Source organism: Variovorax sp. AC194 (assembly GCF_979257995.1).
The window spans coordinates 2136306-2151289 of the sequence record NZ_OZ409823.1; the positions used below are offsets into that span (position 1 = coordinate 2136306).

Annotated in this window: 15 protein-coding genes; 5 read left to right on the forward strand and 10 right to left on the reverse strand. The window is 69.3% G+C overall.

Annotated elements, in window-relative coordinates; genetic code table 11:
- Positions 1–76 precede the first annotated feature (76 nt).
- The gene (locus ACZYRS_RS10325; RefSeq protein ID WP_198789675.1) at positions 77–526 is read left to right on the forward strand and encodes a cupin domain-containing protein; all 450 of its coding nucleotides are present in this window, start codon (positions 77–79) and stop codon (positions 524–526) included.
- A gap of 15 nt (positions 527–541) precedes the next feature.
- Here the strand turns inward: ACZYRS_RS10325 and ACZYRS_RS10330 are convergent, their stop codons facing one another.
- Positions 542–1864, reverse strand: a complete 1323-nt coding sequence (locus ACZYRS_RS10330) for an MFS transporter (RefSeq protein WP_198789674.1) — start codon at positions 1862–1864, stop codon at positions 542–544.
- Between the two features lie 68 nt (positions 1865–1932).
- Positions 1933–3558 (reverse strand): GMC family oxidoreductase, encoded by a 1626-nt coding sequence (locus ACZYRS_RS10335; RefSeq protein WP_463419166.1) that lies wholly within the window; start codon positions 3556–3558, stop codon positions 1933–1935.
- A 97-nt stretch (positions 3559–3655) separates the two neighbouring features.
- Here ACZYRS_RS10335 and ACZYRS_RS10340 point away from each other — a divergent pair, with 97 nt between their 5' ends.
- Positions 3656–4471, forward strand: a complete 816-nt coding sequence (locus tag ACZYRS_RS10340) for an IclR family transcriptional regulator (protein ID WP_463419167.1) — start codon at positions 3656–3658, stop codon at positions 4469–4471.
- A gap of 177 nt (positions 4472–4648) precedes the next feature.
- On the opposite strand, the gene ACZYRS_RS10345 is transcribed toward ACZYRS_RS10340, so the two are convergent.
- Both ACZYRS_RS10345 and ACZYRS_RS10350 read right to left on the reverse strand, forming a co-directional pair.
- Positions 4649–5683, reverse strand: coding sequence for a DNA methyltransferase (locus tag ACZYRS_RS10345; RefSeq protein ID WP_463419168.1), 1035 nt, complete (start codon positions 5681–5683; stop codon positions 4649–4651).
- Positions 5676–6818, reverse strand: coding sequence for a hypothetical protein (locus ACZYRS_RS10350; RefSeq protein WP_463419169.1), 1143 nt, complete (start codon positions 6816–6818; stop codon positions 5676–5678). The genes ACZYRS_RS10345 and ACZYRS_RS10350 overlap by 8 nt, the downstream gene beginning before the upstream one ends.
- Before the next feature lie 98 nt (positions 6819–6916).
- On the opposite strand from ACZYRS_RS10350, the gene ACZYRS_RS10355 reads away from it, so the two are divergent.
- The 3 genes from ACZYRS_RS10355 (at position 6917) to ACZYRS_RS10365 (ending at position 8212) form a co-directional block, all read left to right on the forward strand.
- The gene (locus tag ACZYRS_RS10355; RefSeq protein ID WP_463419170.1) at positions 6917–7360 is read left to right on the forward strand and encodes a DUF4124 domain-containing protein; all 444 of its coding nucleotides are present in this window, start codon (positions 6917–6919) and stop codon (positions 7358–7360) included.
- A gap of 35 nt (positions 7361–7395) precedes the next feature.
- Complete coding sequence (locus ACZYRS_RS10360; protein WP_463419171.1) at positions 7396–7869, forward strand: ribonuclease HI family protein; 474 nt, start codon at positions 7396–7398, stop codon at positions 7867–7869.
- Positions 7870–7963: 94 nt separating this feature from the next.
- Positions 7964–8212 (forward strand): DUF3297 family protein, encoded by a 249-nt coding sequence (locus ACZYRS_RS10365; RefSeq protein ID WP_093437225.1) that lies wholly within the window; start codon positions 7964–7966, stop codon positions 8210–8212.
- Positions 8213–8237: 25 nt separating this feature from the next.
- Here the strand turns inward: ACZYRS_RS10365 and ACZYRS_RS10370 are convergent, their stop codons facing one another.
- The 6 genes from ACZYRS_RS10370 to ACZYRS_RS10395 form a co-directional block, all read right to left on the reverse strand.
- Complete coding sequence (locus ACZYRS_RS10370) at positions 8238–9164, reverse strand: DUF2272 domain-containing protein (RefSeq protein WP_463419172.1); 927 nt, start codon at positions 9162–9164, stop codon at positions 8238–8240.
- 100 nt (positions 9165–9264) lie between these two features.
- Entirely contained in the window at positions 9265–10062 is a 798-nt protein-coding gene (locus ACZYRS_RS10375; protein ID WP_463419173.1) for a sulfite exporter TauE/SafE family protein, read from the reverse strand.
- Positions 10059–11585: an AMP-binding protein gene (locus ACZYRS_RS10380; protein ID WP_463419174.1), complete on the reverse strand. Its 1527-nt coding sequence runs from the start codon at positions 11583–11585 to the stop codon at positions 10059–10061. Before ACZYRS_RS10380 ends, ACZYRS_RS10375 begins: the two co-directional genes overlap by 4 nt.
- Positions 11582–13021 (reverse strand): acylating sulfoacetaldehyde dehydrogenase, encoded by a 1440-nt coding sequence (gene sauS / locus ACZYRS_RS10385; protein ID WP_463419175.1) that lies wholly within the window; start codon positions 13019–13021, stop codon positions 11582–11584. Before sauS ends, ACZYRS_RS10380 begins: the two co-directional genes overlap by 4 nt.
- A 133-nt stretch (positions 13022–13154) precedes the next feature.
- Positions 13155–14153 (reverse strand): tripartite tricarboxylate transporter substrate binding protein, encoded by a 999-nt coding sequence (locus tag ACZYRS_RS10390; protein WP_198789664.1) that lies wholly within the window; start codon positions 14151–14153, stop codon positions 13155–13157.
- Positions 14150–14944, reverse strand: coding sequence for an IclR family transcriptional regulator (locus tag ACZYRS_RS10395; RefSeq protein ID WP_463419176.1), 795 nt, complete (start codon positions 14942–14944; stop codon positions 14150–14152). Before ACZYRS_RS10395 ends, ACZYRS_RS10390 begins: the two co-directional genes overlap by 4 nt.
- Positions 14945–14984 lie beyond the last annotated feature (40 nt).

Below are 14984 nucleotides of genomic sequence, written 5' to 3' on the forward strand. Positions count from 1 at the left end.
GGGTTATGGATGGGGATTTATCTTTTCCCCGGAACGCCCTAGAGTCCCGGCCTCGGCATCAACGAAGGAAACGCACATGAGCAGCAGCAGCGAAGTGATCAAGGCAGGCCAGCTGGAGATCCGCTACCTGGTCGATGGCACCGCCACCGGCGGCCTCGGCGTCTTCGAGCTCACGCTGCCGCCGGGCGCCAACGTGCCGCCGCCGCACAGCCACCGGGACAACGAAGAGTTCTTCTACGTCGTGGAGGGTTCGGTCACCTATTCGGTCGATGCGCAAACGCGCGAACTCCAGCCCGGCGAATGGATGTCGACGCCGCGCGGCTCGGTGCACGGCTTTCGCAACGTCGGATCGCAAACGGCGCGCGCCCTGGTCGTGCTGACGCCGGACATCGGCGCGGCGTACTTCCGGGAGGTCGCGGCCGTGGTCAATGCGGGCGGGCCGCCCGACCGGGCGGCGCTGGTCGCGGTGATGTCGCGCTACGGGCTCACGCCGGCAGCGCCGCCGCAGCCCGCACCAGCCGGCTGAGGCGGCTGAACTGAATCAACGCGATGCGACCGCTCCGGGCGCATCGACGGCATCAGCGGGTGATGGGCTGCGCCCGATCATCCAGGCGCACAGCGCCGACACTGCCCCCGCGAACAGCACGTACATGCAGATCTGCCACGGCTCGCCGCCGCCCGATTTGAGCAATGCGGTCGCGATGATCGGCGTGATGCCCGAGGCGAAGATGCCCGAGAACTGGTAGACGAAGCTGATGCCCGTGTAGCGCACCTTCGCATCGAAGAGGTCACAGAACAGCGCCGCCTCGGGCCCGTACACCGAGGCATACAAAATGCCGAAGGGCACGATGATCGCGAGCCACACCAGCAGCACATTGCCCCCGCTGTGCGTCATGAGCCAGAAGCCGGGGAAGGCCGATACGGCGGTGATGAGCGACCCCCACATGTAGACCTTGCCGCGCCCCATCTTGTCGGAGAGCCGGCCGAAGAAGGGGATGAAGAAGATCATCACGATCGCCGCCGCCATCACTCCCAGCAGCGCATCGGTGCGGCTGATCTTGATGGTGCTGGTGAGGTAGTTGATCGAGAACACGCCGAAGATGTTGAAGAACACGCCGTCGATGTAGCGCGCGCCCATGCCCTTCAACACATTGCCCGGGTAGCGGCGGATCATGTCCATGAACGGAATGCGCAGCTCCGCGTTGCGCGCCTTCACGGCCGCGAACTCGGGCGTCTCCTGCACGTGCAGGCGGATGTACATGCCCACCAGCACCATCACGCCCGAGATGAGAAACGCGATGCGCCAGCCCCACGCCATGAACTGCTCGTCGGTGAGCAGCGACGACAGGAGCGCCACCACGCCCGACGCGAGGCACAGGCCAATGGCCAGCCCGATCTGCGGCAGCGATGCGTAGAAGCCGCGCTTGTCCTTGGGCGCGTACTCGTACGCCATGAGCACCGCGCCGCCCCATTCGCCGCCCAGGCCGATGCCCTGCGCCACGCGAAGCAGCAACAGCAGCACGGGCGCCGCGATGCCGATCTGCGCATAGGTGGGCACCAGGCCGATGAGGAAGGTGGCCACGCCCATGATCATCAGCGTGATGATGAGCATGCTCTTGCGGCCGATCTTGTCGCCGAAGTGGCCGAAGATCACGCCGCCCAGCGGCCGCGTGACGAAGCCCACCGCGAAGGTGGTGTAGGCCAGCAGCACCGACACCACCGGGTCGCTGCCCGGAAAGTACAGCTTGCTGAACACGATGCCGGCCACCACGCCGTACAAAAAGAAGTCGTACCACTCGATGGTGGCGCCCACCAGGGCGGAGATGACCACCCTGCGAATCGCTTTCTCGTCGGTTGCGCTCATGTGTTTGTCTCCAATGAGTTGTTGTTTGTCGCGGCGGCCTCTGCGGGCCTTTTTTCTTCGGGCCTTTTTCAGTTCGCCCTGGCGTCCTCTCTGATCAGGTCGACGGCCTTCTCGGCCATCATCACGGCGGGTGCGTTGGTGTTGCCCGACACCAGCGTCGGCATCGCCGAGCAGTCGATGACCCGAAGGCCTGCGATGCCGTGCACGCGAAGGCGCGCATCGACGACCGCGAGCGCATCGCTCCCCATGCGGCAGGTGCCGGTGGGGTGGAAGATGGTGGCGCCGTTGTTGCGGCAGAACTCGAGCAGGTCGTCGTCGCTCGCGGCCGCGGGGCCGGGCTTCACCTCGCGCTTCACGTAGGGGCGCATCGCGGGCGCATCGGCGATGGCGCGCGCGGCCTTCACGCCGGCCACGGTGGTCGCGCGATCCAGGTCCGTGGCCAGGTAGTTGGGCTGCATCTCGGGCGGCTCGGCCGCATCGAGCGAGCGGATGCGGATGTGCCCGCGCGACTCGGGCCGCAGCTGGCACACCGACATCGTGAAGCCCGAGTACGGATGCACCTTGCCGCCGGCCATGTCGGCCGAGAGCGTGGCGACGTGGAACTGGATGTCGGGCGTCGCGGCGACGGGGTTGCCGCGCTCGTCCTTCAGCGCGCGCATGAAGCAGCCGCCCTGGTTGATGCCCACGGCCAGCGGGCCGGTGCGGTGCATGAGCCACTCCATGCCCATGCCGATCTGCCCGGCCCAGGAGTTCAGCTGGTCGTTGGTGGTGATGGGTTTCGTGCACTCATAGCCGAGGCGGATCTGCAGGTGGTCTTGCAGGTTCTCGCCGACGCCGGCAAGGTCGTGCACGACGGGAACGCCGAAGCGATCGAGCAGCGCGCGCGGCCCGATGCCCGAGAGTTGCAGCAACTGCGGCGACTGGATCGAACCCGCCGACAGCAGCACCTCGGCGCGGCAGCGCGCGGTCTTCAATTCGCCGCCTTGCCGGTAGGTGATGCCGACCGCGCGGCGGCCTTCGAGCACGAGCTTGCCCGCGAGCGCATCCGTCTCGATGCGCAGGTTGGGGCGGTGCTTCGCGGGCGTGAGGTAGGCCTTGGCCGTGCTGCAGCGCCAGCCCTTGTGCGTGGTCAGCTGGTAGTAGCCCGCGCCTTCCTGCGCGGCACCGTTGAAGTCTTCGGTGCGCGGCACGCCGGTCTGCTGCGCGCCGCCGATGAAGGCCTCGATGAGCTCGTGCTTCGCTGCGATGTCCGACACCTTCAGCGGCCCGTCGCCGCCGTGGAAGGCATCGCCGCCGCGCTGGTTGCCTTCGGACTTGATGAAGTAGGGCAGCACGTCGTCGTAGCCCCAGCCTGCGTTGCCGAGCGCGGCCCAGTGGTCGTAGTCCTCGCGCTGGCCGCGGATGTAGATGAGGCCGTTGATCGCGCTCGATCCGCCCAGCGTCTTGCCGCGCGGCCAGTAGATGCGGCGGCCGTTCATGTTGGGGTCGGGGTCGGTCTCGAAGCGCCAGTTGTAGGTAGGGCTCCACATGGTCTTGCCGTAGCCGATGGGCAGATGGATCCAGAGCGACCGGTCGGGCGGGCCTGCTTCGAGCAGCAGCACGCGCGTGGCGGGGTCTTCGCTCAGCCGGCCCGCCAGCACGCAGCCGGCCGATCCGGCGCCGACGACGATGTAGTCGAACTCTTCATCACGCATGCAAGGCACCCGGGGAGTGGAACAATCGCTTCCGATCCGCCGCATCCTAGGTTATTGTTTTTCGGAACGCAATGTTCCATTTTTAAGGTTTACCCGCATGCCACGAGCCGCGCGCGCGCCTGTTGAAGTGATTCCTGCCCCTCCTGCGGTGCCTGCCGTCGAGGAGTCGGCCTCCGGTTCGTCTGCCGAGCGCAGCCTGCGGTTGCTGGCGCTGCTGGCCAATGAAGGCCGCGCGCTCACGCTCGCCGAACTGGCCGCGCAGCTCGGGTTGCCCAAGGGCACGGCGCACCGCATCTGCACGCAGTTGCTGGCGACGGGGTTCCTGGCGCGCGATGTGGACGAGCGCTCGTTCAGCGTCGGGCCTGCATTGCGCAAGCTCGCGTTCGATACGCTGAACCACGGTGTGGTGCGCGGGTTGCGGCACGAGGTGCTCTCGGAGCTCGTGCGCAAGGTGGGCGAGACCTGCAACCTCACCACGCTCGACGGGGCGCAGGTGCTGTACCTAGATCGCGTCGAGGCGCAATGGCCGCTGCGCCTCACGCTCGATGTGGGCTCGCATGTGCCGCTGCACTGCACCGCGAGCGGCAAGCTCTTTCTCGCTCAGATGCCCAAGCCGGCGCGCGATGCGTTCATCGACAACCTGCCGCTCGAACGCATGACGGCGAACACCATCACCAAGGCCGATGCGCTGCGTGCCGAGTGCGATGAGATCGCCAAGCGCGGCTATTCGCGCGATCGCGAGGAGTTCATCGCGGGGCTCGTGGCGGTGGCCGTGCCGGTGCGCGATGCGGCGGGCGAGGTGCGCGCGGCGCTTGCTGTGCATGCGCCTACGGCGCGGATGTCGATGGAGGATGCGGTCAAGCGCATCGATGCGCTGAAGGCGGCTGCGGGGAAGATGAGCGGGCTGCTTTGAGTGGCGGTTCGACGGTTCGGGGCGCGTGCGCAGGCCACCGGGTGCTCCCCTCCGCGAATGTCCCCCGGCCTGCGGCCTCCTCCTTGATTTCGCTGCGGGGAGCACCCGATGCCCTGCGCACGCCGGGCGCTGTCGTTGTGCGGGGCGATCAAGCGCTGCGGCGATCGAACGTGTGGCTCATTGTTCGTAGCAGATGTCCAGTCGGGTCAACGCGCCGTGGCTGTCGATGCGGTCGGCGCGGAAGTAATAGCGGCCGCGGTAGCTGTCCAGGTGAAGGGGCAGGGCGATGGGGTCGCCCCAGCTCGTCAGTGCGAAGCCTTGGTCGCGCAGCCATTGCAGCAGGGCGTTCAGGCGCTGGGGGTCTGCGTCTGCGCGGATGTCGGCGTCTGCGGGGGGTGTGCCTTGCGGGTCTTGCTGCCATCGCGCGAAGCTGCCGAGCAGCGTGAAGGCATGGCCTTGTGCGCGCAGGGCGTCGAGCAGCTCGGCGGTGGCTTGCAGGTCGATGCGCTCGCGCTGTTTGCGGAAGACCAATGCGTATTCGTGGCGCCGGTCGGTGCGGGCATCGGCATCGATTTCTTCGCTCTCGTGCGGATAGATGAGCACGCGCTCTTCTTCCATGACGAAGAGCGAACCCAGGATGCGCGCGAGGTCGAAAGCGAGGGGCAGCACGCGGTCGCCGAGGTGGATGTTTTCCACCATCGCGATGCAGGCCCCGCCTTCGCGCAGGCTCGCGCGGACGCGGTAGAAAACATCGCGCAGGCCGTCGAGGTGTTGCGCGTAGCTCTGGCTGTCGTAGAGCTGCGAAGCCGCGGGCGCACCGGGCCAGCGGCAGCCGAAGTAGGGCACGTTGGTGAGGCACAGGTCGAAGGGCGGCACGCCGTCGAGCGCATCGCACGAGCCGTGCAGGAGCGTGGTGCCCTGCGTGAAGTCATGACGCGTCAGCCGCTCGCGGATGAGGTCGATGCGGCCTGCATCGACCTCGCAACCTGAAGCCGATCGGCCTTCGAGACGCGCCGCCAGCAAGGTCGTGCCGAAGCCCGCGAACGGATCGAACACCGTCTCGCCCGGCTGCGAGAACTGCCGCACGAAGGGCAGCATCTGCTCGACCCATCCGCAATCTCGCCCGGCCATCGGGTCGCGTGCGCGCAGGTCGTCGGGCAGCCGGTAGCGCGGCGATTCGTGGTCGAGCATCAACCAGCTGTGACTAGGCATGGGCCAAGCCTTGTTCGGTGCGGGTGTCGAGCAGCACGTCGTGCCCCGGCTCCCAGCCGGCGCAGAGCTGGCCGTCCGCGAAGTAGACGAGCTTGTAGATGTCGCCGGTCGCGTGGCGTTCGTGCATGGCGCCGTAGTCGGCGCTCTCGAAGACGACGTTCAGCCCGCTCGCGGTGCACAGGCGCAGGTTCCAGAAGTAGTAGCCCTCGGTGAGGCTCTCGAGGGTCCATCCGCGCGAGACTTCGGGGTCGTCGAGGCAGGCGGTCAGCAATGCGTCCATCGACACGCGCTCGGCGCGCAGGTAGCGCGCGGTGGCGTTGTCGCGGTAGCCGTCGTCCAGGCGCGAGAACTCGCGGAAGACGACGGTGCCGGCGCCGCATCGCTGCGCCCATGCGAGGTAGGCGGCCACGTCCTGCGGCAGCGCGACGCCGCTGCGCTGCAGGATGCACACGAGGCGCAGTGGAACGGCATCGGCAAGGTGCCGCGCGGTGCGCTCGAACACGGCCTGGTCGCCGATCGCCACCTCGGGGCGGAACCGCATGATGTGTTGATTGATGGCGCCGTCGTGGTGATGGCGGGACAGCTCCAGCCAGCTCAGGCCGAAGCTCTGCAGCGCGTGCCGCAGCACCTCGCCTTGCGGTGCGGCGAAGCCGGCGCCGTTGGTGTAGAGCACGCGGTCTTCGATGGCCGGGCCGTCGCTTTCGCTCGCGGTCAGCGTGGCCAGGAGCCGGAGCATCCAGTCGGCATCGTCGCTCGTCTCCAGACCCGAGAGCGACCACGAGAGCGGCACGCCGCGCAGGGCGCGCAGTGCATGCGAGAGGCCATCGAAGTAATCGGGCGTGGGCCGCAGCCGCGAGGCCGGCGTTCCGCCCTCGGTCTTGCGCAGGTTCTCCGAGCAGAAGCTGCAGCGCGCCGAGCAGGGCCGCACCGATGCATACGGCGTGAAGGTGATGGGCTGCGCAAAGCGCCGCTCGGCGCCGCCGATGGTGTGGGTGTGCCAGCGCGCGGTTTCTTGCAGGGGCGGTGCGCGACGGATCACCTGGCCCACCGATGCGCGCAGCCGCTCGAACAGTGGCGAGCCCGCGCTGCGCGGCAGGTCCGCAAGGGCAACTTCAAGGAGATTGGCAGGGCGCATGGCGGGCGTGGGGAGAGGGCGAAAATCGCAGCACCCGCAACGATACGACAGCGCCGCCGCCGATTGGGAAATAGCGCGCAATCTGGTAGAACCGCCTCATGCGCAACTCCCTCGTCCTCATCCCGCTCCTGTTCGCCGCGCTGGCCGCGAATGCGGACGTGGTGCGCTGCACCGATGCCAACGGGAAGATCTCGTACACCGACGGCAAGTGCCCGTCGGACAGCAAGCAGTCGCGGCAGGTGGCGATCGACGAGACGCCGCCGCCGCCGGTTCCCATGCCGAGGCCGCAGGCCGAGGCGTCGCGCCAGCCGACCTACACGCCACCGCCGGTCACCGCGCCGTCGGGCCCGGCCATCATCCCGCGCAACCCCGTCGCCGAGGCGCCGCCGACCGACCCGCCGGTGTACATCCTCGGGCCCGATCCTTACTACGACGGACCGCAGCGCCACGCCAACCGTCCGCCCCGCGCGAGCGATCCGGGGCCGCCGCCCGGGCAGCGGCCGTGCCAGAACCTCGCGGGCATCAAGCGCGGCAACTGCTGAAGACCGGCAGGCCGAGAGGCCACGCTTCCCATTCCATGACCCTTCCCGCGCCTGCCGCAACGTCCGTACACCCGCGCCACTGGACCATCCATTGCGACGGCAGCGCCATGCCCAACCCGGGCCGCATGGGCATCGGCGCGGTCCTCACGCAGCCCGACGGCACGCGTCACACGCTGTCGCTGGCCACGCACACGACCGGGTGCAACAACGAGGCCGAGCTGCGCGCGCTCACGCTCGCGCTGCGGGAAGCGCGAGACCGCGGCGCCAGCGCCGTGGTGGCGTACAGCGACAACAGCATCCTGGTCGAGCAGCTCGGCGCGGCCGACGCCCGGCCGATCGCGCGGCTGGCGCCGCTCTACGACGACGCGCGCGCACTGCTCGGCACGTTCGACGAAGCCCGCGTGCAATGGATTCCGCGCCATCGCAATGGCGAGGCCGACGCATTGGCGCGCGCCGCGCTCGGCGCGGGGCCGAAGCCGCCGCCCAAGCCCTGGAAAAAGCGGCGTTAGAAAGCGGCGTTAAAAGGCGGCGTTAAAAGGCAGCGTAGAAAGCGCCGGTACCGAGGTCCTTATCATTCGGGTCGTTCCCGAACCACAGACTCCCATGACCGAAGAAACAACCCGTCCGCCCCTTCCCGACCGTCTCTGCACCGATGCGCGCAGCCCGCACCACGTGGCGGCCGTCTTCGAATTCCCCATCGGCATCCGCTTCAACGGCAAGGAGCGGCTGGACGTGGAGGAGTACTGCATCAGCGAAGGCTGGATCAAGGTGCCGGCAGGCAAGGCGGTGGACCGCAAGGGCTACCCGCTGCTGCTCAAACTCAAGGGCACGGTCGAGGCGTACTACCGCTGAAGCCAGCCCTCAGCCCCTCAGCCCTTCATCGCCACTGCAGCAACAGCGACCACGGCTGGCGGCTCATGTGGCGGTCGATGCAGCCGGCCGCGCCAGGCGTGCATCCCTCGGGCCGGTAGCTCGGATCCAGCAGCCGCGTGCCGGGCGCGAACGCCAGGCGCCGCAGGGTGACCGACTGGATCACGTTGCCGCCCACGGTGTCGAAGCCCGTGGCATCCACGCCCACCACCACATCGCAATGCATCGGCAGCGCATCGCCGCCCGTGGGGCGCGCGGCCAGCACTTCGCCGATGCGCTCGAAGGTGTCGTAGCCTGCGCCCGCGCCGCGCGCCTGGCAGACGAGGTCGCCCACGCGCGGCGGCGTGCGCATGAGGTCGCAGGCGCGCATCGCGTAGGGGGTCGCGCGGCCTGCCGCTTCCTCGATGCCGGCGCGCCACGCGGCGCCCGCGTAGTCCGCATGCGCTTCGGAGAAAACGAATTCGTCCGCACCGAGGCCGGCGCGCTGCGCGAGCCAGCTGATGAAGGCGGCCGACCACGGCGCATCGATCACCGCGGCGCGGCTCAATGCGGCGTCGATGGACTGCGGCTCCGAGGCGTCGGGCGCCGCATCGGGGTCGGTGCCGCGAAGGCGCACGCCGGTGGCTTTCCAGTAGCCGAGCACGCGCTGCCAGGGCGCGAGGTCTTGTGCGGTGGCGCGAAAGTCCTCGGCCTCCCAGGCGCCCGCGTAGGTGAGGCGGCCCTCGGCGTCCATGGTCTGCGCGCCGAAGGCCTGGTGCTCCTGCTGGGCGAAGGTGGCCATCGCGAGTGCGCGGGAGGGTGGTGGAACGTTGGTGGCGGTGTCCAGGCACGCTGCGGCCGACGCGCTGGCGGGCACCGCGAGCCACAGGGCCAGCGCGCCGATGGCCAGTGCGGCGCGCCAGGGCAAGGATGCGGAGGTGTCGGACTGCGGCATGTGGCGCCGAGCATAGCCCGGGCGATGCCGGCGCTGGCGTCGCGCCGCCCGAAGGCCCGCGCCGAAAGCGGGGCGCAAGAAGGGCGCGCGCCTGCCGCAGTCACCCCAGCAGGCTCAGGAGCGAGCGCAGCACGCTCACCGTGGCCAGCGCGATCAGCAGGTTCAGCACGTGCTTCCTGAACTGCTCGGGCGACACGCCCTTGAACGAGCGCTGCCCCCACCAGATGCCCGCGAGCATCGCGGGCGCGAGCCACACCGCCCACTTGAGCGTGTTCGGCCCCAGCAGGTTGCCCGATCCATGCGCGGACGACGGCATGAGCGCGGCGGCGACGAGCGACACCGCATCGCTGAACAGCAGCAGCGCGATGAGCGTCGCGCGCAGTGCGGCGGGCGCCATCTTCGCGGTGCTCAGCAGCACGGCGATGGCGATGCCGCCGATGGCCGCCACGCCGTTGATGAAACCCGAGGCCAACCCCGCCGCGAGCCGCACGCCGCGCGTGGGCACGAGCGTGACGTGCGCGCCGCCGCGCAGCAGCAGCGCAGCCGCCATCAGCAGCGCGCCGATCAGAAGGCGCAGCGGCGTCTCCGGCAGCCATGCAAGCAGCGCCACGCCGAGCGGAATGCACAGGAGGTTGCCCACCATCAGCCAGCTGAGCCAGGACATGTCGACATCGCGCGCGATGCCGCGCAGCTGGCTCAGGCTCGCGAGAATTTCGAGCATGAAGATGGCCGGCACCACGAGCGCGGGCGACACCACCAGCGACAGGCCCGCCACCGTGATCGCCGAGAAGCCGAAGCCCGCGAAGCCGCGCACGATGCCGGCTGCGAACACCACACAGAGGCTGTAGGCAAGCAGGGCCGGCGCGAGCGGCGGCACCAGCAGCTCGGCCGCCGTCATCCCTCGAAGAGCGGCAGCAGCTTCAGGCGCTGCACCTTGCCCGAAGGCCCGCGCGGCAGGTCGGTGACGAAACGGTAGTGGCCCGGCGTCTTGTAGCGGCCGAGCGCGGTGGCGCTGAAGGCGCGCAGCTCGTCCTCGGTGCAGGCGCAGCCTTCGCGCAGCACGATGCACACGCCGATCTCCTGGCCGTAGTGGCGGTCGGGCACGCCCACGGCCGCGGCCTCGAGCACGGCGGGGTGCTGCAGCAGCGCCTCGTCGATCTCGCGCGGGGCGATGTTCTCGCCGCCCTTGATGATCAGCTCCTTGATGCGGCCGGTAACGAAGAAGAAACCGTCCGCGTCGCGGTGGCCGAGGTCGCCGGTGCGCAGCCACCCGTCGGGCGTGAAGCTCGCACGCGTGGCCTCGTCGTTCTTGTAGTAGCCGAGCATCACGTTCGGCCCGCGAATGACCAGTTCGCCGGTCGTGCCGTCGGGCACGGCCGCAAGCTGCGCATCGACCACACCGGCCATGCAGCCCGAGGCACGGCCGACCGATCCGAGCTTGCGCGCAGCCGGGTCCATCGGGTTGGAGAACGACGGCGCGGCCGTTTCGGTCAGACCCATGGTCTCGACGATGCCGATGCCGAACATCTGCTCGAACGCGCGGTGGTGTTCGGGCGGCAGCGCCGCCGAGGCCGAGCGGCAGAAGCGGATGGCCAGCGTCTGCGCGAGCGGCGGCTTCGTGCCTTCGAGCAGGTACGAGATCATCGTGGGCACCACGTTGATCCAGCTGCACTGCGTGAGCGTCGCCTGTTCCCAGAAGCGGCCGGCCGAGAACTTCGGCGGCATCGCGAGGCTGCCGCCGTGCGCGAGCGGCGCGAGCATGGTCACGGCGAAGGCGTTGATGTGATAGAGCGGCAGCACCGCGAGCACGCGGTCCGCGCGCTTGAGCGCGTGCTCGGCGCTGATGGCGTGCGCATTGGCCGCGAGGTTGCGCTGCGAGAGCATCACGCCCTTGGGCATGCCGGTGGTGCCGGAGGTGTACATCAGCAGCGCGACGGCATCGGGTGCCGGCGGCGGCGCATCGGCCGCGGCGTCGGTTTCGCCGGGCAGCGTCTCGGCTTCCGGGTCGACCACGATCACCGTTACCGGCCGCTCGAAGGCCTGCACCATCTCGCGCACACGCGCTTCCCACTCGGGCGCCACGCAGACCACGCGACAGTCCGAATGCGTGAGCACGTAGCGCATCTGCTCGGGCTGCGACAGCAGGTTGACCGGGTTCACGCAGTAGCCCGCGTGCATCGCGCCCAGCAGCAGGCGCAGCGTCTGCAGGCCGTTGGGCATGACGACGGAAACCGTCTCGCCGGGCGTTGCGCCGTGCCGCGCCAGCACGCCCGCCACGCGACGGCAGCCGCGCGCAAGCTCGCCGTAAGTGATGTGGCGCTCGCTCTCGGTGCTGCGGGCGTACACCGCGTGCGGCTGCAACGCGGCCTGGCGCTCGATCAGCGCGTGGACGGTGGAGGCCGAGGCCGTCTCGCCGCTCATTTCGCTCCGTGCTTGGCGAAGTACGCGCCGAAGATCTCGTCCTCGCTCGGCACCCTCTCCGGAATCGGCCGCGACACGCGCGTGATGTTCAGGTAGTGCCGGTAGTTCATGTTGTCGGAGAAGTTGTTCTTGCCCCAGGTGCCGCAGCCCATCGAGAGCGAGAAGGGCAGGCCGTTGTCGAAGCTGCCGCCGGTGGCGATGCAGTGCGCCTGGTCGACGATCACGCGCGACACCGGGAGCGTGAGGCCCAGCGTGGTCGCGCGTTCGGGCACGGCGCTGTGCAGGCCGACCGAGTGGCCCGCGCCCTCGTAGGCGTAGATGCGCTCGACCGTGGCGGCCGCTTCGTCGAAGTCGCGCGCGGCGTAGATGGCGAGCACGGGGCTGAGTTTCTCACCCGAGAACGGATGGTCGTGGCCCACGCCGTCTTCGGCCACCATGAGGATGCGCGGGTCGGTGGCCGCAATGGCGAGCCAGCCGTCGCGGTTGGCGCCATCGAGTTCTGCGGCGCGTTCCGCGATGGTGCGCGCCGACTGGCCGATGACGGCGGCCGAGAGCTTGCCCTCGGGCCACATCAGCGATTGCAGCGTGGCCTTCTGCGCGGCCGCGAGCATGACGGCGCCGCGGTCCTTGAGCGCGGCGAGCATCGAGGCGCGCACCGCATCGACGATCACCAGGCTGTTCTCCGACGAGCAACTGGTCGCGTTGTCGAAGGTCTTGGAGCGCACGATGCGCTCGGCCGCCGCGTGCACGTCGGCCGTTTCATCGACGATGCCCGCCACGTTGCCCGCGCCCACGCCGAAGGCCGGCGTGCCGCTGGCATACGCGGCGCGCACGTTGGCCTGCGAGCCGGTCGCCACCACGAGGTCGCACAGGCGCATCAGCTCGGCCGTCGCCTGCTTGTTGATCGGCAGCGGCAAGAGCTGCACCAGGTCGCGCGGCGCGCCGATGCGGTCGAACTGTGCGTGGATGAATTCGATGAGCCGCGCCGCCGTCGACCAGCCCTTGGGCGAGGGCGCGACGATGACCGCGTTGCGGCCCTTGAGCGCATTGATGATCTTGTTGGCCGGCGTCGCGCCCGGGTTGGTCGAGGGGGTGACTGCGCACACCACGCCCACGGGCCGCGCGATTTCCACGATGCCGCGCGCCGGGTCTTCGCCGATCACGCCGACCGAGCGCGCGCCGTGCAGGTCGCGCAAGAGGCCGAAGGTCTTGCGGTAGTTCTTGCGGACCTTGTCCTCGACGTTGCCCACGCCGGTGTCGGCCACGGCCAGCTCGGCCAGCTCGCGGTTGCGCGCCGGCTCGATGATGGCCCAGCCGGCCGCGACCACGGCGGTGTCGACCTGTTCCTGCGACCAGGTTTCGTAGATGCGCTGCGCGGCGCGTGCGCGCGCCACGAGTTCGGCGATGGGGGAGGAAGAGGGGGGCGAATGTTCCATGGTCTTCAAGAGGGCTTGCGTTGCGTATTCAGTCGGGGACCACCGCGGAACCGGCTTTGCCGGGCCGCTGGTGTTGCCCCCGGTAGGGGGAAGGCGCGCGCGACACGAAGTGCGCATCGCCTGGGGGTGAGCCTCAGTCCACTTTGATGTGGGCTTCTTTCGCGAGCTTCTGCCAGCGCACGAGCTCGGTCGTCACGACCTTGCCCAGTTGCTCGGGCGTGCCGCCGACGCCTTCGCTGCCTTGCGCCAGCAGCTTCTCGCGGATCTCGGGCTCTTTCACCACGGTGTTGATCACGCGGTTGAGCTTGTCGATGGCGGGCTGCGGTGTCTTGGCGGGCACGAACACGGCGTACCACGAGTCCACGTCGAAGTCGGGAATGCCGGCCTCCTGCATCGTCGGCACGTCGGGGAAGGCGGCGCTGCGCTTGGTGGTGGAGACCGCGAGCGCCTTGAGCTTGCCGGCCTTCACGAACTGCGCGGCCGCGGGAATCGACACCCACAGGAGCGGCACCTGCCCGCCCATCACGTCGGTCACGGCCGGGCCACCGCCGCGGTAGGGGATGTGCGTCATCTGCGTGCCGGTGCGCAGCTTCAGGAGCTCGCCCGCCAGGTGCCCGGGCGAGCCGTTGCCCACCGACGCGAAGGAAATGCTGTCGGGCTTGGCCTTGGCCAGCGCCACGAGCTCGGCCACGGTGTTCGGTGCGAACTGGTTGTTGGCCACCAGGATCTGCGGCAGCGAGGCGACGAGGCCGACCGGCGCGAAGTCCTTCGCGGTGTCGAAGCTCAGCTTGGTGTAGATGGCCGGGTTGATGGTGTGCGAGGAGAGCGTGAAGAGCACCGTGTAGCCATCGGGCGCGGACTTGGCCACGACCTCGGTGCCGATGGAGCCGGCCGCGCCGCCGCGGTTGTCGATCAGCACCTGCTGGCCCAGGAGCGTGGAGAAGCGCTCCTGCACGATGCGCGCGATCACGTCGGTGCCGCCGCCGGGCGGGTAGGGCACGATCAGCCGGATCGGCTTGTTCGGGTAGTCGCTGCCGCTCTGGGCTTGCGCTGCGAAGGGCGCGGCCAGCGTCGAGAGCAATGCGGTGGCCAGCAGCCCGGCGCGCAGCCAGGGGGCGAGGAACGGGGTCATTCGAGTCTCCTTCTCTTTGTGGTGGATATCGGCAGCGCGCTCGCGCGGTAGCCCAGCGTCACGCTCGCATCGCGCGCGCAGGCCATGAGACGGTCGGCCAGGCCCCGCGCCTGCGTGCGCGCGAAGCGGATCGAGGGCACGCTCATGCCGACGGCCGCGACCGCTTCGCCGCGCGCGTTGAACACGGGCACGCCCAGGCCGCAGACGCCCAGGCGCCATTCCTCGCGGTTCTCCGCGTAGCCGCGGGCGCGCGTGCGTTCGAGTTCGAGAAGGAGCGCATCGAAGTCGGTGATGCTGTTCTTCGTGTGGGCCGCCAGCGTGCCGAAGCGCTCGTGCAGCGCGGGCACGGTGGGTGCCGACGCGGCCAGCAGCGCCTTGCCCGACGCCACGCAGTAGGCCGCGGCCCGGCCACCGATTCGGGAGTAGGCGGCCACCGGCAGGGGGCTGTCGAACTTGTCGAGGTAGACGATCTCGGCGCCGTCGAGCACCGCCAGGTGGATGGTCTCGCCCGTCCGCTGCGCAAGCGCCGCCAGGTGCGGGCGCAGCAGCGCGCCGACGTCGGCCGCATCGGCCACCAGCGCACCCAGCTCGAACAGGCGCAGGCTCGGCCGGTAGGCGCTGGTGTCCGGGTCCTGCACGGCCCAGCCGCAATCGACCAGCGTCTGCAGCGTGCGGTGCGCGTTGCTGCGCGCCATGCCGAAAGCCTGTGCCAGGTCGGTGACGCGGCAGGGGCGTTGCTGGCGCGTCATCCATTCGATGGCGGCAAGACCTTTGGCGAGCGTGGAATCCATGAGACTTTCAGAAGTGTTCCAAATATCGGAACACCGTTCC